21 protein-coding genes are annotated in these 22,850 nt (G+C 65.9%); 15 read left to right on the top strand and 6 right to left on the bottom strand.

Going from position 1 to position 22,850, the window contains the following annotated elements:
* Positions 1 to 67: 67 nt before the first annotated feature.
* Positions 68 to 1,246: a patatin-like phospholipase family protein gene (locus ACYQ4T_RS19470; protein ID WP_459857684.1), complete on the bottom strand. Its 1,179-nt coding sequence runs from the start codon at positions 1,244 to 1,246 to the stop codon at positions 68 to 70.
* A gap of 172 nt (positions 1,247 to 1,418) precedes the next feature.
* Between ACYQ4T_RS19470 and ACYQ4T_RS19465 the strand changes: the two genes are divergently transcribed.
* The 4 genes from ACYQ4T_RS19465 to ACYQ4T_RS19450 all read left to right on the top strand — a co-directional run bounded on the left by ACYQ4T_RS19465 (position 1,419) and on the right by ACYQ4T_RS19450 (position 5,497).
* Complete coding sequence (locus ACYQ4T_RS19465; RefSeq protein WP_459857682.1) at positions 1,419 to 1,787, top strand: VOC family protein; 369 nt, start codon at positions 1,419 to 1,421, stop codon at positions 1,785 to 1,787.
* 74 nt (positions 1,788 to 1,861) lie between these two features.
* Positions 1,862 to 2,050, top strand: coding sequence for a hypothetical protein (locus ACYQ4T_RS19460; protein ID WP_459857679.1), 189 nt, complete (start codon positions 1,862 to 1,864; stop codon positions 2,048 to 2,050).
* A 25-nt stretch (positions 2,051 to 2,075) separates the two neighbouring features.
* Positions 2,076 to 3,071, top strand: a complete 996-nt coding sequence (locus ACYQ4T_RS19455) for a hypothetical protein (RefSeq protein ID WP_459857676.1) — start codon at positions 2,076 to 2,078, stop codon at positions 3,069 to 3,071.
* Positions 3,072 to 3,160: 89 nt separating this feature from the next.
* The gene (locus ACYQ4T_RS19450) at positions 3,161 to 5,497 is read left to right on the top strand and encodes a cation:proton antiporter domain-containing protein (protein ID WP_459857674.1); all 2,337 of its coding nucleotides are present in this window, start codon (positions 3,161 to 3,163) and stop codon (positions 5,495 to 5,497) included.
* A gap of 92 nt (positions 5,498 to 5,589) precedes the next feature.
* On the opposite strand, the gene ACYQ4T_RS19445 is transcribed toward ACYQ4T_RS19450, so the two are convergent.
* The 3 genes from ACYQ4T_RS19445 to ACYQ4T_RS19435 all read right to left on the bottom strand — a co-directional run bounded on the left by ACYQ4T_RS19445 (position 5,590) and on the right by ACYQ4T_RS19435 (position 9,594).
* The gene (locus tag ACYQ4T_RS19445) at positions 5,590 to 7,683 is read right to left on the bottom strand and encodes a methyl-accepting chemotaxis protein (RefSeq protein ID WP_459857672.1); all 2,094 of its coding nucleotides are present in this window, start codon (positions 7,681 to 7,683) and stop codon (positions 5,590 to 5,592) included.
* A 124-nt stretch (positions 7,684 to 7,807) separates the two neighbouring features.
* Positions 7,808 to 9,016, bottom strand: coding sequence for a serine hydrolase domain-containing protein (locus ACYQ4T_RS19440; protein WP_459857670.1), 1,209 nt, complete (start codon positions 9,014 to 9,016; stop codon positions 7,808 to 7,810).
* An 83-nt stretch (positions 9,017 to 9,099) separates the two neighbouring features.
* Positions 9,100 to 9,594 carry a pyridoxamine 5'-phosphate oxidase family protein gene (locus ACYQ4T_RS19435; protein WP_459857667.1) on the bottom strand — a complete coding sequence of 165 codons (495 nt, stop codon included), beginning with the start codon at positions 9,592 to 9,594 and terminating at the stop codon, positions 9,100 to 9,102.
* A gap of 192 nt (positions 9,595 to 9,786) precedes the next feature.
* Here ACYQ4T_RS19435 and ACYQ4T_RS19430 point away from each other — a divergent pair, with 192 nt between their 5' ends.
* Positions 9,787 to 10,149 carry a DUF1488 family protein gene (locus ACYQ4T_RS19430; RefSeq protein ID WP_459858074.1) on the top strand — a complete coding sequence of 121 codons (363 nt, stop codon included), beginning with the start codon at positions 9,787 to 9,789 and terminating at the stop codon, positions 10,147 to 10,149.
* Complete coding sequence (locus tag ACYQ4T_RS19425) at positions 10,149 to 12,626, top strand: glycogen/starch/alpha-glucan phosphorylase (RefSeq protein WP_459857665.1); 2,478 nt, start codon at positions 10,149 to 10,151, stop codon at positions 12,624 to 12,626. The genes ACYQ4T_RS19430 and ACYQ4T_RS19425 overlap by 1 nt, the downstream gene beginning before the upstream one ends.
* On the opposite strand, the gene ACYQ4T_RS19420 is transcribed toward ACYQ4T_RS19425, so the two are convergent.
* Positions 12,627 to 13,376, bottom strand: a complete 750-nt coding sequence (locus tag ACYQ4T_RS19420; RefSeq protein WP_459857662.1) for a spermidine synthase — start codon at positions 13,374 to 13,376, stop codon at positions 12,627 to 12,629. It lies immediately after the preceding gene.
* A 129-nt stretch (positions 13,377 to 13,505) separates the two neighbouring features.
* Here ACYQ4T_RS19420 and ACYQ4T_RS19415 point away from each other — a divergent pair, with 129 nt between their 5' ends.
* The 7 genes from ACYQ4T_RS19415 to ACYQ4T_RS19385 are packed head-to-tail and all read left to right on the top strand — an operon-like array spanning position 13,506 to position 20,937.
* Positions 13,506 to 13,817: a helix-turn-helix domain-containing protein gene (locus ACYQ4T_RS19415; protein ID WP_459857660.1), complete on the top strand. Its 312-nt coding sequence runs from the start codon at positions 13,506 to 13,508 to the stop codon at positions 13,815 to 13,817.
* Complete coding sequence (gene hyfB / locus ACYQ4T_RS19410) at positions 13,818 to 15,833, top strand: hydrogenase 4 subunit B (RefSeq protein WP_459857658.1); 2,016 nt, start codon at positions 13,818 to 13,820, stop codon at positions 15,831 to 15,833.
* Positions 15,824 to 16,780: a respiratory chain complex I subunit 1 family protein gene (locus ACYQ4T_RS19405; protein ID WP_459857655.1), complete on the top strand. Its 957-nt coding sequence runs from the start codon at positions 15,824 to 15,826 to the stop codon at positions 16,778 to 16,780. The genes hyfB and ACYQ4T_RS19405 overlap by 10 nt, the downstream gene beginning before the upstream one ends.
* On the top strand, positions 16,780 to 17,442 hold the full coding sequence (locus ACYQ4T_RS19400) for a hydrogenase-4 component E (protein ID WP_459857652.1): 663 nt from the start codon (positions 16,780 to 16,782) through the stop codon (positions 17,440 to 17,442). Before ACYQ4T_RS19405 ends, ACYQ4T_RS19400 begins: the two co-directional genes overlap by 1 nt.
* Positions 17,439 to 18,890 carry a hydrogenase 4 subunit F gene (locus tag ACYQ4T_RS19395; RefSeq protein ID WP_459857649.1) on the top strand — a complete coding sequence of 484 codons (1,452 nt, stop codon included), beginning with the start codon at positions 17,439 to 17,441 and terminating at the stop codon, positions 18,888 to 18,890. Before ACYQ4T_RS19400 ends, ACYQ4T_RS19395 begins: the two co-directional genes overlap by 4 nt.
* Positions 18,891 to 18,899: 9 nt before the next feature.
* A complete protein-coding gene (locus ACYQ4T_RS19390) occupies positions 18,900 to 20,405 on the top strand; it encodes a hydrogenase large subunit (RefSeq protein ID WP_459857646.1) in 1,506 nt (501 codons plus the stop codon).
* Between the two features lie 13 nt (positions 20,406 to 20,418).
* Positions 20,419 to 20,937, top strand: coding sequence for an NADH-quinone oxidoreductase subunit B family protein (locus ACYQ4T_RS19385; RefSeq protein ID WP_459857643.1), 519 nt, complete (start codon positions 20,419 to 20,421; stop codon positions 20,935 to 20,937).
* Between the two features lie 232 nt (positions 20,938 to 21,169).
* Here ACYQ4T_RS19385 and ACYQ4T_RS19380 read toward each other — a convergent pair whose 3' ends face one another.
* Entirely contained in the window at positions 21,170 to 21,415 is a 246-nt protein-coding gene (locus ACYQ4T_RS19380) for a hypothetical protein (RefSeq protein ID WP_459857641.1), read from the bottom strand.
* A 324-nt stretch (positions 21,416 to 21,739) separates the two neighbouring features.
* On the opposite strand from ACYQ4T_RS19380, the gene ACYQ4T_RS19375 reads away from it, so the two are divergent.
* Together ACYQ4T_RS19375 and ACYQ4T_RS19370 are read left to right on the top strand one after the other, a co-directional pair.
* Entirely contained in the window at positions 21,740 to 22,093 is a 354-nt protein-coding gene (locus tag ACYQ4T_RS19375; protein WP_459857639.1) for a helix-turn-helix domain-containing protein, read from the top strand.
* Positions 22,094 to 22,137: 44 nt separating this feature from the next.
* Positions 22,138 to 22,836 carry an ImmA/IrrE family metallo-endopeptidase gene (locus ACYQ4T_RS19370; protein WP_459857637.1) on the top strand — a complete coding sequence of 233 codons (699 nt, stop codon included), beginning with the start codon at positions 22,138 to 22,140 and terminating at the stop codon, positions 22,834 to 22,836.
* Positions 22,837 to 22,850: the final 14 nt, after the last annotated feature.

Here is a 22,850-nt window from a genome sequence, read left to right as displayed (position 1 = left end):
CGCCGGGCGCGCGTGCGGCCTATGCCGAAATGATGGTGGTTCGGCCCTGCCGCGCGCAAAAGCGCGCTCAGGGCGCCATCTCCGGCTTGAAGACCCAGGCGGGAATGTCCCCTGAATCGCCCGGCCGGTCCTGCCAGGGGTTGGCCTCAGCCCCGAGGGCACGCCCGGCGTCGAAGGCAGCGCGCATCTGCCCGGGGTCGAAGGCCAAGGGGTCGTTGCCGACGTTCACCGCATCCGGAATGCCGACCATGTTGAAGTTGTACCCCAGCAGCCGCGCCCCGAAATAGGACCGCGTCAGGGCGGTCTGCATCGACTGTTCCATCATCACGCTGATGGTGGTGGCGGCCACCGGCCCGAGCGCCCGGATCAAGGCCTGCGGCGGCGTCGTCACCTTGCCGTTGTCGATCAGGTAGAGGTTGCCCGCGCCGTGCAGCGGCGGGTTGGGCTTCTTCGTCCCGCCCACGCCGGGAATAACCAGGTTGGAGCGGGCGGCGCCATCGACGAACAGATGGCCGTCAATCTCCACCGGCGGAAAGACGATCGGAAAAGATGCAGAGGCGAGCAAGACATCGCGATAGAGCTCCAGCTTTCCCGCCTTGGCGATCATGGTCATGTTCCAGACCCAGGTCTGGGCGTAGTCGATGTTGGTCGTGCCCACGACCAGCATGCGATTGTCGTCATAAGCGGCGGCCACGCGCTGCAAGGTCTCGGCGGTGATGTATTTGGCGATCATCGCGCGCAATGGCGTCGTGTCCTTCAGCGAGTCGGCGGAGAGCAGCCCGAGGATGCTGCGGTCGGTGTAGATGTCGGCCGCGGTGATCTTGGTGTACATCTCCTCCAGGATCGCATCGTCGACCGGGGTGCCGAGGAAGGCATGCGTGGCCAGCAACGCGCCGGTGCTGACGCCGCCGACGGCATCGAACTCCGGCCGCTTCCCGCTCTCGCGCCAGCCGATCAGGAAGCCGGCGCCGAAGGCGCCGTTCTGGCCGCCGCCGGACAGCGACAGCAGGTTCAGGGCATGGCCGCGCTTGCGCTCGAGATAGCGGATGAGATTGTCGCCGGGAACCTCGGCCACCTCCGCATAGATGCTTGAGGGCTGGCTCGCATTGAGCGGATCGGAGCCGTTCGGCAGCGTGGCGAAGAGCGGGGCCTGCAGGGAGAGCGTCCGCTCGGCCGGCGACGAACAGGCGGCCAGCAGGAACGCCGCCAGGAAAGCCTGAAATATCCCGAACCTCTTGCGTGTCATGCGCCCCTCGACTGTCCCAAGGAATTTCGAAACGGTCAGCCTAGGGCAAATTCCCCGGCTTCCGCATCGTGACCCTTGGTCCATGGGGTCGGGTTGCCTCGCCGGCGGTCGCTTGCCCCGGCTCGGAAAACGCGTTAGGCCTCGCGCGGGCCTATATCCTTCAGGAGAGCGCATGTTCGACCATGTCGTCTTCGGCGTCAGCGACTACGAAGCGAGCACGGCTTTCTTCCTGAAGGCGCTCGCTCCGCTCGGCATCGCGGTCGTCCAGGAAGGATCGCTCGGCATCGAAATGAGCGCCGACGGCAAGACTTCGCTCTGCCTGTTCCAGACCGCGGAGAAGCCGGCCTTTCTCCACCTCGCCTTCCGCGCGGAGAATCGCCGGCAGGTCGAAGCCTTCCATCGGGCGGCCCTGGCGGCGGGCGCCAAGGACCATGGCGCGCCGGGGCTACGCCCGCAGTATCACGCCAGCTACTATGCCGCTTTCGTCATCGGGCCGGACGGCCACAATATCGAAGTGGTCTGCCACGAACCCGAGGCCTGACGGGCGGTTGCGGACAGGATTCGGATTGCGTGCTACGGTCTTTCAGACCGTTCCCCGGAGAGATGAGGGCCGCGATGTTTCCCATCTTCAGCAACATGCCCGCTAACGGCGCGCTCACGGTTTTTGCCTGCGCTGTGGGGTTCGGGCTGTTCGGATGGGTCGGCGCGATCGCCGGAGTCTTGTCGGTCTTTGCATTCTTCTTGTGGTTGGAATCTCGTCGCGCTCGGCGCGAGGATGAGTCCAAAGAGCGCATGATCGACTAGCGCCTGAGTGAGGAAGAAGTCGTGCATGGCGCGTCTCGCATCGATCTGTCTCCTGCTTCTGATCTTGCCCAGCGCCATGGCCATGGCAGATAGCGTGGATCCCGCGCTGCAGAGCCTCGGCGGCAAGGCGGCGCTGGTGCCGTTCGAGAGCGCGCCCTTCCCCTATCGCGGCATGGTGCCCGGCGACGAGACGCATGACGATGCGCCCTTCCTCGATGCCAGGCAGGGTTCGCGCCGCGGCCATACCGCGCCGCGCGGCGGCGTCTATTGGGAGGACGAGACTTACAGCGATGCCCGCAGCCTGCTCTACATCCCGAAGGGCTTCGACCGCCGCAGGAAGGGCGCGATCGTCGTCTTCCTGCACGGCAACCAGGCGACCCTCGCGCGCGACGTCGTGGCGCGCCAGCAGGTGCCCCGCCAGCTCGCCGAATCCAATCTCAACGCCGTGCTGGTGGCGCCGCAGCTCGCGATCGATGCGCTGGATTCCAGCGCCGGCGGCTTCTGGCAATCCGGCGCCTTCGCCCGCTATCTGCGCGAAGCCGATCACAAGCTCGCGGCGCTCGCCGGCGACGGGATGAGCGCGCAGGACTTCAGCCATATGCCGGTGATCCTGGTCGCCTATAGCGGCGGCTATCTGCCGGCCGCCTGGTCGCTGGCGGTCGGCGCGGCGAACCGGCGCATCGCCGGCGTGATCCTGCTCGACGCACTCTACGGCGACAGCGAGAAATTCGCCGGCTGGATCGAGGATCACCGCGAGCGCGCCTTCCTGTTCAGCGCCTTCTCCGCATCGAGCGCGCCCGGCAACGGCACGCTCCAGGACCAGTTGATGCGCGACGGGTTGAGCCTGATTCTCGACCTCCCGCCTTGCCTGGAAGCCGGCGACATCGTGTTTCTCGATACCGGGTCCAACCTCGTCCACAACGACTTCGTCACCCGGGCTTGGACCCGCGATCCCCTGAAGCAGCTCTTCAACCGCATCCGCGCCTTCCCGCGCGACGCCGCCGAAGCCTGCACGCCGTAGGGAACCAACGCCCCGGCCATTCTGTTGGTCCTGTTGCGGATCGGGTGGGTCCGCCTTCTCCCCCGCCTTCTCAGGGACAACCGGATCTCATGCGCCGCGCATTCTCAGGCTGGCTTCTGCCGCTCGTCGGCGCGCTCATTCTCTGCTCCGCCGCTTCCGCCTATGCCGCAGAGCAGGCCGGCAAGCCCTCGACGCCGCTCTTCGTCACCGAGGTCCTGATCCTGGTGGTCGCCGGGCGCCTGCTCGGCGAGGCGATGCAGCGGCTGGGACAGCCTTCGGTCATGGGCCATCTGCTGGCCGGCGTGGTGCTCGGCCCCTCCGTCTTCGGCGCCCTCTGGCCGGAGGCGCAACAGGCGCTGTTCCCCTCGGAAGCGGCACAGAAGGGCATGATCGACGCGGTCGGCCAGGTCGGCGTGCTGATGCTGCTGCTGCTGGCCGGGATGGAAACCGATATCGGCCTGGCGCGCCGCACCGGCCGGGCCAGTCTCGCGGTATCGATCTGCGGCATCCTGCTGCCGTTCGCCTGCGGGTTCGCGCTCGGGATCTATCTGCCCGACTTCCTGCTGCCAAATCCGGAGGAGCGCTTCCCCGCCGCCCTGCTGCTCGGCACCGCGCTCTCGATCTCCTCGGTGAAGATCGTCGCGGTGGTCGTGCGCGAGATGAACTTCATGCGGCGGAATATCGGCCAGGTGATCCTGGCCTCGGCGGTGATCGACGACACGATCGGCTGGATCGTCATCGCGGTCACCCTGAGCCTGGTCGAGCACAACCATCTCGACTGGCCGACCCTGGCGAAGTCGGTGCTGGGCACCGCGGTCTTCCTGGTCGTCAGCTTCACTATCGGGCGCCGCGTGGTGTTCTGGCTGATCCGCTGGGCCAACGACCACTTCGAGAGCGAGCTGCCGGTGATCTCGCTGGTGCTGGCGCTGACCTTCGGCATGGCGCTGATCACCGATGCGATCGGCGTTCATGACGTGCTCGGCGCCTTCGTCGCCGGCATTCTTGTGGGACAATCGCCGATCCTGACCCGGCAGATCGACCAGCAGCTGCGCGGCGTCATCATCGCGCTGTTCATGCCGATCTTCTTCGGCCTGGCCGGCATCACCGCCGATCTCACCATCCTCGCCAATCCCGAGATCCTGATGCTGACCGCCGGGATCGTCGCCATCGCCACGGTCGGCAAGTTCTCCGGCGCCTTTGCCGGCGGCAGGCTCGGCGGGCTGCGGCTGCCGGAATCGCTGGCCATCGCCTGCGGCATGAATGCGCGCGGCTCGACCGAGGTGATCGTCGCCACCATCGGCCTTTCGATGGGCGTGCTCAGCCAGGACCTCTTCACCATGATCGTGACCATGGCGGTGCTGACCACGCTGGCCATGCCCCCATCCCTGCGCTGGGCGCTCGGCCGCCTGCCGATGCGCGAGGAAGAACGCCAGCGGATCGAGCGCGAGGAGTTCGAGGCCAAGGGCTTCATGCCCAATGTCGAGCGCCTGCTGCTCGCGGTCGACGACAGCCCCAACGGAAAGTTCATGGCGCATCTGACCGGACTGCTCGCCGGCCGCCGCGGCACGCCGACCACGCTGCTGCGGGTCCGGACGCCGGACGAGACGCCGAAGTCGAGGCCGAAGGAAGAGGATCACGGACCGGAGGCCGACCTCAAGGCCGGCGCGGAGACCGCACGTGGCGCCCATGACGCCGAGCAGGCGGCTTCGGAGGCGGCGGCGCAGGAGGAAATGACGGGCAAGGCGGAGCCTTCCCAGGAAGAGGCGGCGCCGGAGGAGAAGAAGGCGCCCAAGACCGCGACGCCCCCGGTCCCGCTGATCAAGGCGGAAGCCACCGCCGCGCAGGCGGAGGCAATGGTCGCGCGGGAATCGCGCAAGGGCTACGACCTGATGATGGTGGGCGTCGATGAGACGCTCGGTCCCGACGGCGCGCTGCATGACGACATCGCCCGTATCGTCGCCGGCTTCGAGGGCCCGCTCGGGGTCACCATCGCCCGCGGCGGGCATCGCGAGGATCCGACTCGCCGCCTGAAGATCCTGGTCCCGGTCAGCGGCAACAACGTCTCGCGCCGCGCCGCCGAAGTGGCGGTGATGCTGGCCCGCGCCCAGGACGTGCCGATAACCTTTCTCTACGTCGCCGGCGGCAAACGCAACGGGCGGCGCCGCGGCAGCGCCCTGCATCAGCACGAGCAGGCGGCGTTGAAGGAGCTGGTCACCTGGGCCGAACGCTATGACACCGAGGCGGACATCTCGGTTCATACCGAGCTGGCGCCGCATGAAGCCATCCTGCGCGAGATCAAGCGGCGCGGCTTCGACCTGGTGGTCATGGGCGTCAACCGCCGGCCCGGCGAGGCGCTGTTCTTCGGCAATGTCGCCGGCGCGGTGATCGAGGACTCGGAAGCCTCGGTGCTGCTGCTCTCGAGCTGAACCCGAAAGAGCGAAGCCGGACCGCGACGGGGCGGCCCGGCTTGCTGGAGAGACCGTCGCGAAATCGACGGTCGGGTGGAATAGACGCGCGCCTAGGCGGCGCGGATCTTGGACAGGAAGTCGTTCACCTGGCCGCGCAGGCGGTCGGCTTGCTGGCCGAGACTCTCGGCAGCGGTGCGTACACCTGCCGCCGCCGCACCCGTCGCATCCGCCTCGTCGGTCACGCCGGAGATATTCTCCGAGACATCGCGGGTGCGGGTCGCTGCCTCCTGGGTGTTGCGGGTGATCTCCTGGGTCGCCGCGCCCTGCTCCTCGACCGCGCCGGCGATCGAGGTCGCGATCGCGCTCACCTCGGCTATGGTGCCGCCGATGCGCTTGATCGCATCGACCGCTTCCTTGGTCACGTTCTGCACCGCGGCGATCTGCGCAGAAATATCCTCGGTCGCCTTGGCGGTCTGGTTGGCGAGGCTCTTCACCTCGGACGCCACCACCGCGAAGCCCTTGCCCGCCTCGCCGGCGCGGGCCGCTTCGATGGTGGCATTGAGCGCGAGCAGATTGGTCTGGCCGGCAATGTCGTTGATGAGGCCGATCACCTCCCCGATCTTGCTGGCGATTTCCACCAGGCTCTGCACGGTGCGGTCGGTCTCGCGGGTCTCTTCAACGGCGCGGCCGGCGATGTCGGCGGCGCTGGCGACCTGGCGGCTGATCTCGCCGATCGAGGCCGAGAGCTCCTCCGAGGCCGCAGCCACGGTTTGGACATTGCTCGAGGCTTCCTCCGAGGCGCCGGCCACAGCCTTGACCTGGCCCTTGCTGCGCTCGGCTGCCCGGCTCATGTCGGACGAAGTGTCGAGCATCTGCCGCGAAGACTGCGCCAGTGCATCCAGCGCCTGCTTCACCTCGCCCTCGAAGGCCCTGATGCTGGCATCGACGGCCTGGCGGCGCGCTTCCGCCTGAGCATTGCGTTCATGCTCCTCGGCCTCGATCCGCGCCTTGTCCTCGGCATTCTGCTTGAAGGTGCCGAGCGCGCCGGCCAGCGCGCCGATCTCGTCGGTGCGGCCGGGGAAGGAAGCCTCGGCGCTGAGATCGCCGGCGGCGACCCGCAGCATGGCGTCGCGGATCTGGTGCAGCGGGCGAATGACCCGGCGGCCGATCAGCAGCATGCTGCCGATGGCGAGCACGATCGCGCCGGCCAGCAGCACGAGCTGCATCACCAGGTTGATCCGCGCCGCGCCGCGCACCGCCTCGGCATGGGCCTTCGCGCTGTTGAGCGCCGCCTCGGCCACATCCACCAGCGAGGCGAGACGCGCCACGGTGTAGTTGGACCAATCCGCCGGAGTCATCTCCGGCACCTGTCCGGCCACGATTGCCTGCACCAGGCTTTCGCGCTTGGCAACGTAGTCGTCCGCGAAATACTGCGCCTTGGCATTGGCGATCGCGTCGCTGAGCGCCGCCGGCGGTACGGCGCTGCCGGTTTCCGCCAGCAAGGCGGCCCAGGCAGTCTGCGACTCGATGACGGCGTTGCGGTACTTGTCCATCGCCTCCGGCGTCATCGCCTTGGCGGCCATCGCGTTGGTGACGCCGAGCGAGGCGTTGCCGCCCGAATTGCGCACCATCCAGGCGAGCTGGCGCACGGTCAGCATTTGGTCGATCACCGCGTCCTCGTGCTTCACCGAGGCGGTGAGCTTCTGCGACAGCTGGTCGAGCGCCGCGATCAGGTCGGTCGCCGTCTTCATGTAATCGTCGGACAGGCCGGCGCGGCGTTCGGTTTTCGGTTTCTTCACCGCCTCCAGCGTTTCCGCCTGCAGCTTGATGATCGTGTCATTGAGCGCGGTCAGCGCCGGGAGCAGCGCCTGCTTCTCGGCGAAGTCGATCTCCGGCAGCCGCGACAGGGCATCCGCCAGGGCCGGCATCTCCGCGCCGCGGGTCCGATTCATGATCTCCAGGTCGCCGTCGGTGACGGTGTGCTCGGCGTTGACGGCGCGGGTGGTGGTCGAACGGTCGGTGCGCAGGTTGTGCATCGCGCGGAAGGCGGAGCTGGCCGCCTCGGCCACGGTGACGATGCGGCCGGCGCTCGCGACTTTCTGCCACGACTGCCAGGCCCCGAAGGCCAGCATCACGACGACGATTGCGGCCAGGACGGCGACAACGGATTTCAGCAGCGTGTTCGCCGACAAGCGATTGAACATGAGATCCCCCAAAATTGGACCTCAGTCTTGCACCAGGGCGGGTAAAGAAACCGTATATCGATAGTTTGAACATTTTCCCATAAATGCATCATTTCATGGGCGCTTCAGCAACGCCGCACGACGCTCAATGCAGCTTCGCCTTGAAGGCCGCGAAGATGTCATAGATCTCGGCTTCGAGATCGTCGTCCCAGAACTCGCGCCAGGCATTGGTGGCAACGATCACCAACCGCTCCTCGGGATTCACGTAGAGGAACTGGCCGTTTATGCCCTGGGCGGTGAAGCCGCCGATCGAATCCGGCCCGTCGGGAAACACCCACCACTGATATTGATAGCCGAGGGTCCAGCCTTCGTGCAGCTTTCCGGGCATGACCTGCGGCCGGTCCGGCTGCGTCGCCTCGGCGACCCAGCCGGCCGGAAGGAGCTGCCGGCCGTTCCAGTTGCCGCCGTTCACCAGGAACTGCCCGAACCGCGCATAGTCGCGCAGCGTCGCGTTGAGACAGCAATAGGCGATCTCATGGGCGGCCGCGCCGTTGCCGTCGAGATTCCAGTTGGCGTCGGCTTGCATGCCGAGCGGGATCCAGAGCTTCTCCGAGAGGTAATCGGCGAGCGGCTTTTTGGTCACCGTGCTGACCAGCCAGCCCAGGGCCGAGGTGTCGAGGCCGCTGTAGTTGAAGGTGGAGAAAGGCGCCTTGCCGTGCCGCGCGTGGGCGAGAAACTCGGTCACCGGCTTGGTGTTGTATTGGATGGTCGCGGCCCAGAGCGTGTTGATGTCGGATTCCGGCCGGTCATAGTCCTCGACGAAATCGACGCCCGAGGACATCTGCAGCACCGCCTTGATCGGCACGCCTTCGAAGCCGGAGCCCTTCAGGCCGGGCACATATTGGTCGATCGGGTCATCGACGCTCTTGATCAAGCCATCATCAATGGCGAAGCCAACCAGGGTGGAGGTGAAGGACTTCGCCATCGACCAGGAGGTGAAGAGAGAATTCCCATCGGCGCCCAGCAGATAGCGCTCGAAGACCACCTTGCCGTCTTTCAGCACGATCAGCCCGGTGCTGCGGGCCCGCGCGAAATAATCCTCGATCGGGATCTCCTTGCCGTCGTGGCGATAGGTGAGGCGGTCGATCGCCTCGCCCTGCGGCAGCTCTGAAATCGTTTCGCCGCGCTTGACCGGCCGGGTGAAATAGATCTCGCCCATATGCCGCAGCGCGCCGACATAATTCTCGCTGCGCCACATCGTGTCGCGATTGCCGAACGGTGCGTCATCGGCGCGCGCGGCGGAGGTGATCCCGATCAGCAGCAGCGCTGCAGCGCGCATCCAGCCTGTAGCCATGAATCCTCCCCGCCGATTCTGCGCCGAAGTGTAGCGCAGGCGACGGGGACCACGGCAAGGGCCGCTGCAGCGCCGCTACGGGGTCAGCTCAGCCGAACCTTGGCGTTCTGCTTCTCGTCCTGCTCCGGCTTGCGGTGCTGCATATAGGCCTTGGCGGCCTCGAAGGCATATTTGATGCCTTGAACGCCGGCATTATCCCAATACTCGCCTTCGCGGCCATCGACGCGGATCAGGCAAAGGGTCGGATCGGCCTTGCCCTCGGGAAACCACACCTTCCAGGCCTCGGACCAGAGATGGTCGATCAGGTTGCGATCGTTCACGATCTCGGCGCGGCCGTAGACGGCGGCGAACTGCCGGTTGCTCTGGAAGGTGACGACGACTTCCGGGTTGACCGCGATCTCGGCGATCTTCGGCGAGTCCGTGCTGGTGGCGAAGAAGATGTCGCCGTCCTTGCGGATCTCGGCGATATGCATCGGGCGGGCATGCGCCTGGCCGCCGGCTCCGCTGCTCACCAACATCGCATTGTCGAAATCCTTGATGACGTCATAGAGCCGTTCCTGCTTGGCCGCGCTGCCCATCGTTCAACTCCCTTGTTGCGGATCTGTCCGGTCAACCGGTGCTGGTTGGAGAAGTTCCGAATGGCTTCCGGAAATCTCCGAATCTCTCTGACCGCCCCATGCGCCGGCGCAGCGCAGCGCGGCTTGTCTTGCCCGCGCTCTTCGCGGGCACCATGTTCAGGGCATTGCTGGAAGCGGACCCGGCATTTGAAGGTGCCGCATGAAGAGGTGAGCGTCGTGCTCTTGCGCTTTCTCGGCGAGGCAGGCATCTATTTTCCCGATCGCGACGCCGTCCGATTCACGGCGCTCTCCGGCGGCGATGCGCTCGATTGCTTTGTGACGCGCTCGGCGCTCGAGGTGATCGGCTGCAGCGCGCAGGATGGGCCCGAGGCGCTGATTGCGCGTTTTCAAGCGAACCGCGCGCTCATGGAACTGGCTGCGACGGTCAAATACCAGCGCTCGCCTGCGGGCAGCGTGATCGCGCTCGAGGCCGGCGATCTCCAGGACCTCTCGCAGGACCTGACCCGCCGCCTAGTACCGAGCCGGCCCGGAAAGACGTTTGACATGGAGGGTTGATGAACCGACCTGTCGAGCTTCAGCAAACGCCGCAGACGAGCGAAGGCGAGCGCGCGGAAGCGCCGGGCGTCGCCGCGCTCAAGAAGGCGATCACCAAGAAGCTGCTCTACACCGTGGGCAAGGATCCCGAGCACGCCAGCGTCCATGACTGGTACATGGCGACGGCGCTCGCGGTGCGCGATCGCATGGTGGACCGCTGGGTCGAGACCACCCGCCGCACCTATGCCCAGGGCGAGAAGCGGGTCTACTACCTCTCGCTCGAGTTCCTGATCGGCCGGTTGCTGATCGACAGCCTCACCAATCTCGGCCTGATCGCCGCCTGCCGCACCGCCTTGGCCGAACTCGGCGTCGATTTCGACGCAGTCCGCAATTCCGAACCCGATGCCGCGCTCGGCAACGGCGGCCTCGGCCGGCTCGCCGCCTGCTACATGGAGAGCATGGCCTCGACCGACATCGCCGGCTTCGGCTACGGCATTCGCTACGACCACGGCCTGTTCCGCCAGATCATCCGCGACGGCCACCAGGTCGAGGTGCCCGAAGACTGGCTCGCCTTCGGCAATCCCTGGGAGTTCGAGCGGCCGGAGGTCACCTTCAATGTCGGCTTCGGCGGCCGGGTCGAGCCCAAGGGACCGGGCGGCCAGCGCTTCGAATGGCGGCCCTCGGAATACGTGGTCGCGGTCGCCTATGACACGCCGGTCGTGGGCTGGGAGGGCAATCGCGTCAACACGCTCCGCCTCTGGTCGGCGCGGCCCGCGGCCCCGATGCAGTTCACCGACTTCAACCGCGGCCAGTATCAGGACGCCTTCGCCGAGCAGGTGCGCGCCACCAGCATCTCGCGCGTGCTCTATCCCGATGACTCGACGCCGGCGGGCCAGGAACTCAGGCTGAAGCAGGAATACTTCTTCGTCTCCGCTTCGCTGCAGGACCTGATCCGGCGCCACGTGATGCAGCACGGCACGGTGGCGAACCTGCCGAAATCGGCGGCGATCCAGCTCAACGACACCCACCCCGCGCTCGCCGTCGCCGAGCTGGTGCGGATCCTGGTGGACGAGCACAAATTCGTGCTCCGGACCGCGCTGGAGCTCACCCGCTCCACCCTATCCTACACCAACCACACGCTGCTGCCCGAGGCGCTGGAGACCTGGCCGGTCGGCCTGATGGAGCGGCTGCTGCCGCGCCACATGCAGATCATCTACCAGATCAACGCGCTGCACCTGGCCGAGGTCGCCGAACGCAAGGAGATCGACAAGGACCGCATCCCGGCGCTCTCGCTGATCGACGAGCATGGCGGAAGGCGGGTGAAGATGGGGCATCTCGCCTTCATCGGCTCGCACCGGGTCAACGGCGTCTCCGGCCTGCATGGCAAGCTGATGCGCGAGAGCGTGTTCCGCGAGCTGCACCAGCTGCATCCCGACCGGATCACCCATATCACCAACGGCATTACCTTCCGGCGCTGGCTGCTGGAAAGCAACCGCGGCCTCGCCGATCTGATCACCGAGGCGCTCGGAACGGGGTGGATCGGCGATTCGACCGAGCTCGAGCGCCTGATGCCGCTGCGCGACGACGCCGGTTTCCAGGCCCGGTTCCTCGAGGTGAAGCGCCGCAACAAGGAGCGTCTGCTGGGCTCGGTGCTGCGGCATCTCGGCGTGTCGCTGAGCCCGGACAGCCTGTTCGACGTGCAGGTGAAGCGCATGCACGAATACAAAAGACAACTGCTGAACGTCCTGGAAGCGATCGCGCATTACAACGAGATCCGCGCGGCGCCCCATCGCGACTGGGTGCCGCGGGTGAAGATCTTCGCCGGCAAGGCCGCCGCCAGCTATCATCGCGCCAAGCTGATCATCAAGCTGATCAACGACGTCGGGCGCATCGTCAACAACGACCCGATCGCCCGCGACAAGCTGCGCATCCTGTTCCTGCCGAACTACAATGTCAGCCTGGCCGAGCTGGTGATGCCGGCGGCCGATCTCTCCGAGCAGATCTCGACCGCGGGCCTCGAGGCGTCGGGCACCGGCAATATGAAGTTCGCGCTGAACGGCGCGATCACGATCGGGACCTTCGACGGCGCCAATATCGAGATCCACGACCAGGTCGGCGCCGACAACATCATGATCTTCGGACTGCGCGCCGAAGAAGTGGCGCAGAAGCGCCGGACCGGCTACGCGCCGGGCCAGACCGTGGCGGCCACGCCGGCGCTGGCCGAGACGCTGGCCGCGATCCGCGGCGGCGTCTTCTCGCCGGATGAGCCTGAGCGCTATGTCGGCCTGGTGGACGACCTCGTCAACAACGACCACTTCCTGGTGACCGCGGACTTCGCTGCCTACGCCGCGAAGCAACGCGAGGTCGACGACCTGTTCCGCCAGACGCCGGTCTGGGCCGGGAAGGCCATCACCAACACCGCCAAGATGGGCTGGTTCAGCGCCGACCGAGCGATCCGCGAATACGCCGCGGAGATCTGGGGCGCGGCGGGCGGGTGATCACCCGATGCGCAAGCATCTCGGTCGCCGGAGCGGGCGAAATCGCATCTTCTTCAGGTCTTCGGCAATCTCGTCCGCGCTCACCTGCGGCGGCGAAATGAGGACGGGCGCCTGAAGCCCATCGACGGCGCCGGCCAGGACGATGGCATTGCGACAAGATGCGCCGGTCTGATCGAGCAGGCGGACGCTCGAATACTGCGCTTGCAGCATCCAGGCAAACCGGTCGGCGGTGTCGTCCAGGTCGTGCGGCAGAAAGACATTCGCCAGCAGCATTCCGCCCGGCTGAAGCCCCCGGAGCGCAACAGCGGCAAACGCGGCATCGCGAAAATGGTCCGGTATCCTGCCTTCGTGATAGGCGTCGAGCACGATGGCGTCGAAGCGGCGCGACGTGGTTTCGAGATACGCCCTTCCGTCGCCGACCTGGCACTCGACCGTGGCCGGCAATGAAAAATACTTCTTCGCGAGGGCGAACGACCAGGCGTTGACGTCGATCACGAGGACGCGGCTGCCTTGCGCCGCCAGCATCGTGGCCAGCGTGCCGCCGCCGCATCCGATTAGCAGGATATCTCTGCAGTCTTTTTGCCGTAAGAAGCCGTGCAGCGCATGCACGTAGGCTGCGAGGCTAATGCCCCGGGTGTCAGCCTCGCTCTGGAAGGCGGAATCCTGCCAATAGGCGATGGCGCCGGTCCGGCGGTTCCTCAGAATGGACACCGGCCCAAGGTCGGTCTCGATGTTTGCGAGCGTGATCATGGCAGCATCGCACCCCCTGCCGCGGCACGGCCGGCGCCAGTGATGTTTAAAATATCAATTATTGACGTTAGCATAACATTATGCATATCCTAAAGCTTATAATTCATATTCGATAGGGGATCGTCCATCGTGATCACCGCGGCGCAGCTTCGGGCTGCCAGGGCCCTGCTCGCCATCGACCAGCGGCGGCTTGCCGAGCTGTCCGGGCTGTCGGTGCCGACGATCCAGCGCATGGAGACCAGCGAAGGCACGATCCGCGGCAACGTTGACTCTTTGATGAAGCTGGTGGCCGCGCTCGATGGCGCCGGGATCGAGCTGATCGGCGAGGGCGCCGCCAGCGTGTCGGGCGGACGCGGCGTCCGCCTGAGAGCCGTGCCGGACATTGCAAGGCGTGGCGGCGGCGGCCAGAGGCTGGCGGAGCGCCGGAAGGCCGAGGCCTGAATGTCGCCGGTCGCGCTTGCATGCTGGTCGGCCCTCGGATTTCTGGCGATCGGAGCGCTGGCGGTCGCGCTCGGGCGCTCGGCCGCCGCGACCCGGGTGATCTATGCCGCCGTGCTGGCCGTCTCGCTTCTGGCGCTGGCTTCCGCCGCAACCACGTTGTTGCAGGCTTCCCTTCCCCCCTCGGTCATGGCGCTGCCGCTCGGTCTTCCCTGGATCGGCGTGCATTTCAGGCTGGATGCGCTCGCGGCATTCTTCCTGGTCGTGGTCAACTTCGGCGGTGCCTTGGCGAGTCTCTACGGCCTCGGCTACGGACGCCATGATCCGGCGCCGCATCGGGTCCTGCCGTTCCTTCCGGCCTTTCTCGCCGGGATGAACCTGGTGGTGCTGGCCGACGACGCCTTCACCTTCCTGTTCGCCTGGGAGCTCATGTCCGTCATGTCCTGGGCCCTGGTGATGGCGCATCACCGCGATCCGGAGAACCGGCGCGCCGGCTATATCTATCTTGTCATGGCGAGCTTCGGCACTCTCGTCCTGCTGCTCGCCTTCGGCCTGCTGGCCGGTGCCGAGGGCGGCTATGGCTTCGACGCCATCCGCGCCGCGCAGCCGACGCCGTTCGTCGCCGGTCTCGCGCTGATCCTGATCCTCATCGGCACCGGATCGAAGGCCGGCCTGGTCCCCTTGCATGTCTGGCTTCCGCTCGCCCATCCGGCGGCGCCGAGCCACGTCTCGGCGCTGATGAGCGGCGTCATGACCAAGATCGCCATCTACGCCTTCATCCGGGTCGTCTTCGACCTCTTGGGCACGCCGGAATGGTGGGGCGCCGTCGTCGTGCTGCTGGCGGGCAGCGCGACCATGGTCATGGGCATCCTGCACGCCCAGCTGGAGAACGACCTCAAGCGGCTGCTCGCCTTCAGCACGATCGAGAATATCGGCCTGATCTTCGTCAGCCTCGGGCTGGCGCTTGCGTTCCGGGCCAACGGCATGAACGCCGCCGCCGCCCTGGCCCTGACCGCCGCGCTGTTCCACGTCTTCAATCACGCCGCTTTCAAGAGCCTACTGTTCTTCGGCGCGGGCGCCGTGCTGACGGCGACCGGCGAACGCGACATGGATAAGCTCGGCGGCCTGATCCACCGCATGCCGCTCACCAGCTTCGTCTTCCTGGTCGGCTGCATCGCCGCTTCGGCACTGCCGCCGTCGAACGGATTCGCTTCGGAATGGCTGGTCTTCCAGGCGATCCTGCAGAGCCCCGATCTGCCGCAATGGGGGCTGAAGATCCTGGTGCCGGCCGTGGGCGGCCTGCTCGCGCTCTCCGCCGGCCTGGTTGCGGCAACCTTCGTGCGGGCCTTCGGCATGACCTTCCTCGGCCGGCCAAGGACTGCGGCGGCGGCCGGGGCAGCCGAAGTCGACCGCTTCTCGCGAGCGGGGATGCTCGTCCCCGCCGGCTTATGCGTTCTGGCGGGCATCCTGCCGGGCTTCGCGATCGACGGTTTCTCGGCGGCGGTCCAGATGCTGCTCGGAGCGCGGATGCCGGTGCAGACTCACATCCCATGGCTCTCGGTCATTCCGATCGCCGAGAGCCACAGTTCCTACAACGGCCTGCTGGTCTTCCTGTTCGTGGCGGCCGCCGGGTCGCTCGCCGCCTTCTCCATTCATCGGCTGGCTTCGCGGGAAGTCCGCCGCGCACCGCTCTGGGGCTGCGGCTTTCCGGAGCTGACCACGGCGATGCAATACACCGCCGGCAGCTTCGCGCAGCCGATCGTGCGGGTGTTCGGCGCCGTGGTGTTCCGCGCCCGGGAGCAGGTCGACATGCCCCGGCCGGGGGAGACCCGCCCGGCACGATACACGCTCGCGGCACACGACCTCCTTTGGGAGAATCTCTATGCGCCGATCGCCGCTGCCGTGTCGTTCGCAGCCGGCCAGCTCAATCGGCTGCAGTTCCTGACCATCCGGCGATACCTCACGCTGGTCTTCGCTTCGCTCATCATTCTCCTGCTCGCGCTGACCCTATGGCCATGATCCCGGACATCCTGGTTCAGGGCGCGCAAATGGCCCTGGTGCTGGCGGCGGCGCCGTTGCTCACCGGCTTCGTCCGCAAGGCCAAGGCGCGCCTCACGCGCCGCCGCGGGCCATCGGTCATTCAGCCCTATCGCGACCTCATCCGGCTGCTGCGCAAGGAGGTGGTGCTGCCGGAGAATGCATCCTGGCTGTTCCGCGCGACGCCCTACATCGTGTTTGCCACCACTTGGGTCGCGGCGGCGCTGGTCCCTACCTTCGCGACCGGCCTCATGTTCAGCTGGACCGCCGACCTGATCGCGATCGTGGCGCTCCTGGGCAGCGCGCGCTTCTTCCTGGCCCTGGCCGGCCTCGACGTGGGCAGCAGCTTCGGCGGCATCGGCGCCAGCCGCGAGGTGATGATCGCCACGCTGGCGGAGCCGGCGATGCTGATGGTGATCTTCACCTTGGCCCTGCTGGCGAACTCGACGCAGCTCTCCACCATCGCCGCCTACATGGCCTCGACCGCGGTGGGCCTCAGGGTGTCGCTCGGCATGGTCCTGGTCGCGCTCATCATCGTGTCGCTGGCCGAGAACGCCCGGATCCCGGTCGACAATCCGGCGACCCATCTGGAGCTGACCATGGTCCATGAGGCGATGGTGCTGGAATATTCGGGCCGGCACCTGGCGATGATCGAGCTGGCCGCGGCGCTGAAGCTGCTGCTCTATGTCTCGCTGATCGCCGCGGTCTTCGCACCCTGGCAGCTCACCGCGACGGCCTCCGGGCTCTCCGCCTATGCGCTCGGCCTGGCCGTCTATGCCGTGAAGCTGACCGCCTGCGGGGCCGCGCTGGCATTGCTGGAGACCGCGACCGCGAAGATGCGGGTGTTCCGGGTCCCGCAGTTTCTCGGCGCCGCCCTGATGCTGGGGCTGCTCGGTCTGCTCCTGCTGTTCGTCTCGAGGAGTCTCTGATGCACGGGCTCGCCTTCGATGTCGCGCATCTCCTGGCCGGCGGCGTGCTGCTGGTGAGCTTCCTGATGCTGTATCAGAACCGGCTCTATGCGCTGCTGAACGTCTTCGCGCTGCAGGCGATCGTCCTCGCCTTTTCGGTCGCCTGGCAGGCATTGGTCCAGGACGCGCCGCATCTCTACGTGACGGCGGCAATCGCGCTGGTGTTCAAGGGCATCGTCATCCCGGTCGCGCTCCACAACATGATCCAGAAGCTGGGCATCCATCGCGACATCGAGAACGTCGCCGGCATCGGCACCACCATGCTGCTCGGCATCGGCCTCGTCACCCTCTCCATGGTGCTGATGCTCCGGGTGACATCCAGCGCGGACCCGCTGGCGCGCGAGGACCTGGCCATGGCGCTGTCCGTCGTGCTGCTCGGCCTGCTGATGATGATCATGCGCCGCAACGCCGTGAGTCAGGTTGTCGGATTCATGTCGCTCGAGAACGGCCTGGTCCTGGCGGCGACCGGCGCCAAGGGCATGCCGCTGGTCGTCGAGATCAGCGTGGCCTTCTCGATCCTGATCGCCTTCATCGTCATCGGCGTGTTTCTGTTCCGGATCCGCGAGCGGTTCGACACCGTGGACGACCAGGCCCTGGACGATTTCCGGGGCGAACGGCGATGACCATGTTCTTCGAGCAAGCCGTTTTCGCCGTCCTGCTGATCCCGATTGCCGCCGCGGCGATCCTGGCGGCCCTGCCGGGCTATCGGATCACGGCCCGGCTGAACGTGCTGGCGAGCGGCCTGACCCTGCTGGCGGCGCTCTCGCTGTTGAGCGGCGAGCGGCCGGAGCCCGGCCCGTACCTTCTGGTGGATGACCTCAACATCGTGTTCATCCTGCTGAACGCGGTGGTCGCGTTCACCACCAGCATCTTCAGCGCCAGCTACATCGCCCATGAACTCGAGACCGGACGGCTGACGCCGACCTATCTCAGATTCTACCATGCGATGTTCCAGATCATGATGTTCGGCATGAACCTCGCCTTCGTGTCGAACAACATCGGCCTGATGTGGGTCGCGGTCGAGCTCGCCACCCTGACGACCGTGCTGATGGTCGGAATCTACCGCACCCACGAGGCGCTCGAAGCCGCCTGGAAGTACTTCATCCTCGGCAGCGTCGGCATCGCCTTCGCGCTGTTCGGCACCATCCTGGTCTACATGGCCGCCCGCCCGGTGGTCGGCGAGGGCCAGGATGCCATGGTCTGGACGCTGCTGATCCAGCATGCCGCCGCGTTCGAGCCGGCGCTCCTGAACCTCGCCTTCATCTTCCTGCTGCTCGGCTACGGCACCAAGGTCGGCCTAGCACCGCTGCACGCCTGGCTGCCCGACGCCCATGCCGAAGGTCCGACGCCGATCTCCGCGGTGCTTTCCGGGCTGCTGCTGAACGTCGCGCTCTACGCCGTGCTGCGTTTCAAGATCATGCTCGCCGCCAGCCCGGAGGCCCTGGCCCCCGGCCCGCTGATGGTGACCATGGGCTTGGTCTCGCTGGTCTTCGCCGCGTTCATGCTGTACCGGCGTCGCGACATCAAGCGCATGTTCGCCTATTCCTCGATCGAGCATATGGGCATCATCGTCTTCGCCTTCGGCATGGGCGGCCCGCTCGCCAACTTCGCCGGCCTGCTGCACATGGTGATGCACAGCCTGACCAAGTCGGCGATCTTCTACTCCGTGGGCCATATCGCCCAGGTGAAAGGCACGCAGAAGATCGCCGATATCCGCGGCCTGACCGAAAGTCACCCAAGCCTCGGCTGGGGCCTGGTGATCGGCGTGCTCGCCATCGCCGGCCTGCCGCCGTTCGGCGTGTTCATGAGCGAGTTCCTGATCGTCAGCTCGACCTTCGCTCGCGAGCCTTTGCTGGCAATTCCCCTGGTCTTCGGGCTGCTGGTCGGCTTCGGGGCGCTGATGCTGCGGCTGGGCGGACTGGCCTTCGGCGAGGCGGAGGGTAGCGCCGCGCCGACGCATGCATCCTACCTGCCGATGTACGCGCATTTCGCCGTGGTGCTGGGGGCGGGAATCTTCCTGCCGGGGCCGCTGGTGGCCTGGTTCCAGCATGTCGCCCATCTCCTCGGATAGGCCGCGCGCATGTCGATGCTGAACGATCTTCTCGCCCAGGGCCGCCCCGTCACGCGACACATGCCGTACCCGCGCGTCATGGTCGACGCCACGGCCTGGAGCGGGGCCTCGGCCGGGCTCGCCGATGGGGCCTGCACGCTGCTCGGGCTCTGGGCCGAGACGGACATGGTCCATATGGCGCTGCTCGAGGAGGCGGTCGTCGCGGTCGTCAGCCTGCCCTGCCCGGACGGCCGCTATCCTTCGGTCGGCCGGCTGCATCCCCCGGCGCTCAGGCTCGAACGCGCGATCCGTGATCTTTACGGATTGGAGCCGGAGGGCCTGACCGACTTGAGGCCCTGGCTCGATCACGGAGAATGGGGCCAACGTCACCCCCTCGGATCGGCGCAGTTCGACTCAGCGCAGACGCCCTACGCCTTCCTGCCCGCCGAGGGGCCGAGCCTGAACCAGATCGCCGTCGGGCCGGTCCATGCCGGCATCATCGAGCCCGGGCATTTCCGCTTCACCACCAGCGGCGAGACGGTCGTCCGCCTGGAGCAGCGGCTGGGATACACGCATAAGGGGGTCGAGAGCCTGCTCCGTGGCGCCGGCCTCGACCAGGCGGCGCGGCTTGCCGGGCGGATCTCCGGCGACAGCACCGTCGCCTATCAGCTGGCCTTCGCGCGCGCCGTCGAAGCGGCGCTGGGGACCGAGGCGCCGCCACGCGCGGCCTGGCTGCGCGCGCTCATGGCGGAGCTCGAGCGCATGGCCAATCACCTTGGCGATATCGGCGCGATCTGCAACGACGCCTCGTTCGCGATCATGCATGCCCATTGCGGCGCCTTGCGCGAGCGGGTGCTGCGGGCCGCCGACGCCGCTTTCGGTCATCGGCTGATGCGCGACCGGGTCGTGCCGGGCGGCGTCACCGCAGACATCGATCGCGAGGGCGCCGCCGGCATCCAGGCGGTGCTCGCCGAGATCCGGCAGCGGCTGCCCAAGCTGATCGCGATCTACGACAACACCGCGTCGCTGCAGGATCGGACCGTGGGCACCGGCACCCTTTCGCCCGAGCTCGCGCGGCAATACGGCGCCGCCGGCTTCGTCGGCCGCGCTTCGGGCCGGCGGTTCGACGCGCGGCGTGCGCTCCGTTACCCGCCCTACGAAGCGCTCAGCTTCGAGGTTCCGGCGCTGCAGGAGGGCGACGTCAACGCCCGCGTCTGGATCCGCATCCGCGAGGTCGAGCAGAGCCTCGGCCTGGTCGAACAGATCCTCGACCGGCTGCCGTCCGGCGCCCTTCGCGGCGAGCCGCCGCGGGCAGCGGAGCCGCGGGAAGGGATGGCGATCGTCGAGGGATTTCGGGGCGATGTCCTGGCCTGGCTGCGACTGGACGATCAGGGCGCCGTGGCGCGCTGCCATCTGCGCGATCCATCCTGGTTCCAGTGGCCGCTGCTGGAAGCGGTGATCGAAGGCAACATCGTCGCGGACTTCCCGCTCTGCAACAAGTCGTTCAACTGCTCCTATTCGGGCCAGGACCTTTGACCCCGGTGACGCCATGAGAACATTGCTGCTGGAGAGCCTGTTTCGATCGCCCTTCACCGAGCGCGCGCCGCGGCCCGAAGACGCGGCGGTGCAGGAACTTGCCGCGGCGGTCGGGCGCGCCGCGCGCAAGCGGCTCGGCCGGAGCCTTTCGATCCGCGAAGTCGATGCCGGATCCTGCAATGGCTGCGAGCTGGAGATCCACGCGCTCAACAACGTCTTCTATGACGTGGAGCGGTTCGGCATGCGCTTCGTCGCCTCGCCGCGCCATGCGGACGTCCTGCTGGTGACCGGCCCGGTCACCAAGAACATGCGAGAGGCACTGAAACGCACCTACGACGCCATGCCCAACCCCAAATGGGTGGTTTCCGTCGGCGATTGCGCGCTGGACGGCGGCTGCTTCTCCGGCAGTTATGCGGTCGAGGGCGGGGTCGCCAGCGTGCTGTCGGTCGACCTCCACATCCCGGGCTGCCCGCCACGCCCGATCGAGATTCTGGAACGACTGCTGGCTCTGCTGGAGCGCGTGGCCGCCTAGGCAACCGGGCCGAAAGCATCTGGAGAGTTTGGCTGCCCTTCTTGAGCGCCTATAGAACGATGTGTGCCGAGCCCGACGCCGGATTCAGACAGCTCTTAATTAATATTAATGACTCGCTCGCCCCTGCGTTTCGTGACGGTGTCACTAAGCCCTAGGCCTTTCCCGGTCGAAGATTGGCCTTGGAGTCATTCATCGTCGACGTCAGAGAAGCGAATAGGAGGTAACTCACCCCTCAATCCCCTTGCGGGAAATCGATAAGCATCGCCCGCACCTGCTCCTCGATCATCGTCGCCTCATTCATCGGAAGCAGGCCGTGGCTGTCCCTTGTGAACCCGGCCGCCAGGGTTTCGTAAAGCGCCGTTGCCTCCTGGGCCTTTGCCGCCAAGTGCTGCTCCATCTCCCCCGATTGGCGGAGTTGGTTGAACATCTTCGGTGCCTGGGCCCTCATCGCCAGGAGGTAGGGCAGCTTAAACTCCATCGGGATCTCCTCGGTCTCGATAGGCCGCTAGCGAGGCCCGCCATCCCACATTAATGCATCAAGAAACTTGGAAGGCCCGATCGATTGTGGATTGGCATTAGGCGTCAATTCAAGCTCCCCTTCTGCCTCGATCACGTTGACTCTCGGATTTCGTCTACTTGCTCTCAGCCTGAAACGCCGCGCGGAACACTAAGAAATCCCGTGTTTGAGTTATGCATCGGGCCCCACCGCCGGCGCGCTGAAATCACTTGTTTAGTGGACAGTTGACGGACGTAAGAGTCGGCTGTAAAGTAAATCCTAAACAGCCGGACGGAGGGAGAATCGATGATTGGCGGGAGGGAGAAGTTTGGTGCGTTTATTCGGAGGCAGAGAGAGGCAAAGGAGATCGGATTGCGGGAGATGGCGAAGAAGATCGACGTGAGTCCGACTTACTTGTCGAAGATCGAGCGCGACGAGTTCGCGCCACCTGTCGAGGAAAAGGTGAAGGCGATTGCCAAGATCATCGAGTGCGATGCCGACGAACTTCTGGCGCTGGCGGGGCGCGTGTCTTCTGACGTTTCCGAGATCATCAAGCGCCAGCCGGTGGAGTTGGCGGCGCTGTTGAGAACTACTCGTGGGCTGAAGCCAGAGGATATCACTCGGTTGGCCCGCGAGGCGCAGAAGGTGAAGGACAAATGAAATGCTAGATACCAATCCCCAGATGCAAATGAGGATGACCCCAGATGGCCAAATCTGTCCCATTCCTGTCTACTGAGGAAATCGAGCGCGACGCGGAGTTGCTGCTAGCTGAGTTTGCTCAAACGCGCTGCGTCAAGCTCGTGCCTCCCATCCCAATCGAAGACATCATCGAGAAGCACCAGAAACTGCGCATTGAATTTGATGATCTCCATGAGCTCTTGGGTGTTCCTCGCCCACTCGGTCAAACGGACATTCTGGGTGCGATCTTCTTCGACGATGGTCGAATTGTTGTCGACGAAAGCTTGGACCCGGAAGTAAACCCCAAGCAGGAAGGCCGCTACCGGTTCACGCTGGGCCATGAGGGTGGCGGTCATTGGCGACTTCACCGCCACCTATTCTTGAAAGACCCAAGGCAGGCGACATTCTTCGAAATGAAGAAACCCTCGTCGGTTGTCTGTCGGTCAAGCCAAGCAAGAGAGCCAATTGAATGGCAGGCTGACTATTACTCCGCATGCCTCCTTATGCCGAAGGCGTTGGTGCTAGACAGATGTGATCCCAATCGGTTCGGAACTCTGACGGGCGACCAGTTAATGGATTTCGTCGTGCGACCTGCAGCTGCTGAGTTTCAGGTCTCGGCGAAGGCTATGCGAATCCGGCTGGAGGGCCTGGGGTTTTCGTTTTCCGGACGGCATGATGAACTCGACGTTGAAGAGCAGGAGTTCGACAGCGATATAGAGGCGTGATCGCCCTTTTTTTG

The sequence above is a fragment of the Dongia sp. agr-C8 genome (assembly GCF_054658695.1).
Note: the sequence above shows the minus strand (reverse complement) of the source record. Positions and strands in the feature narration are given on the sequence as shown.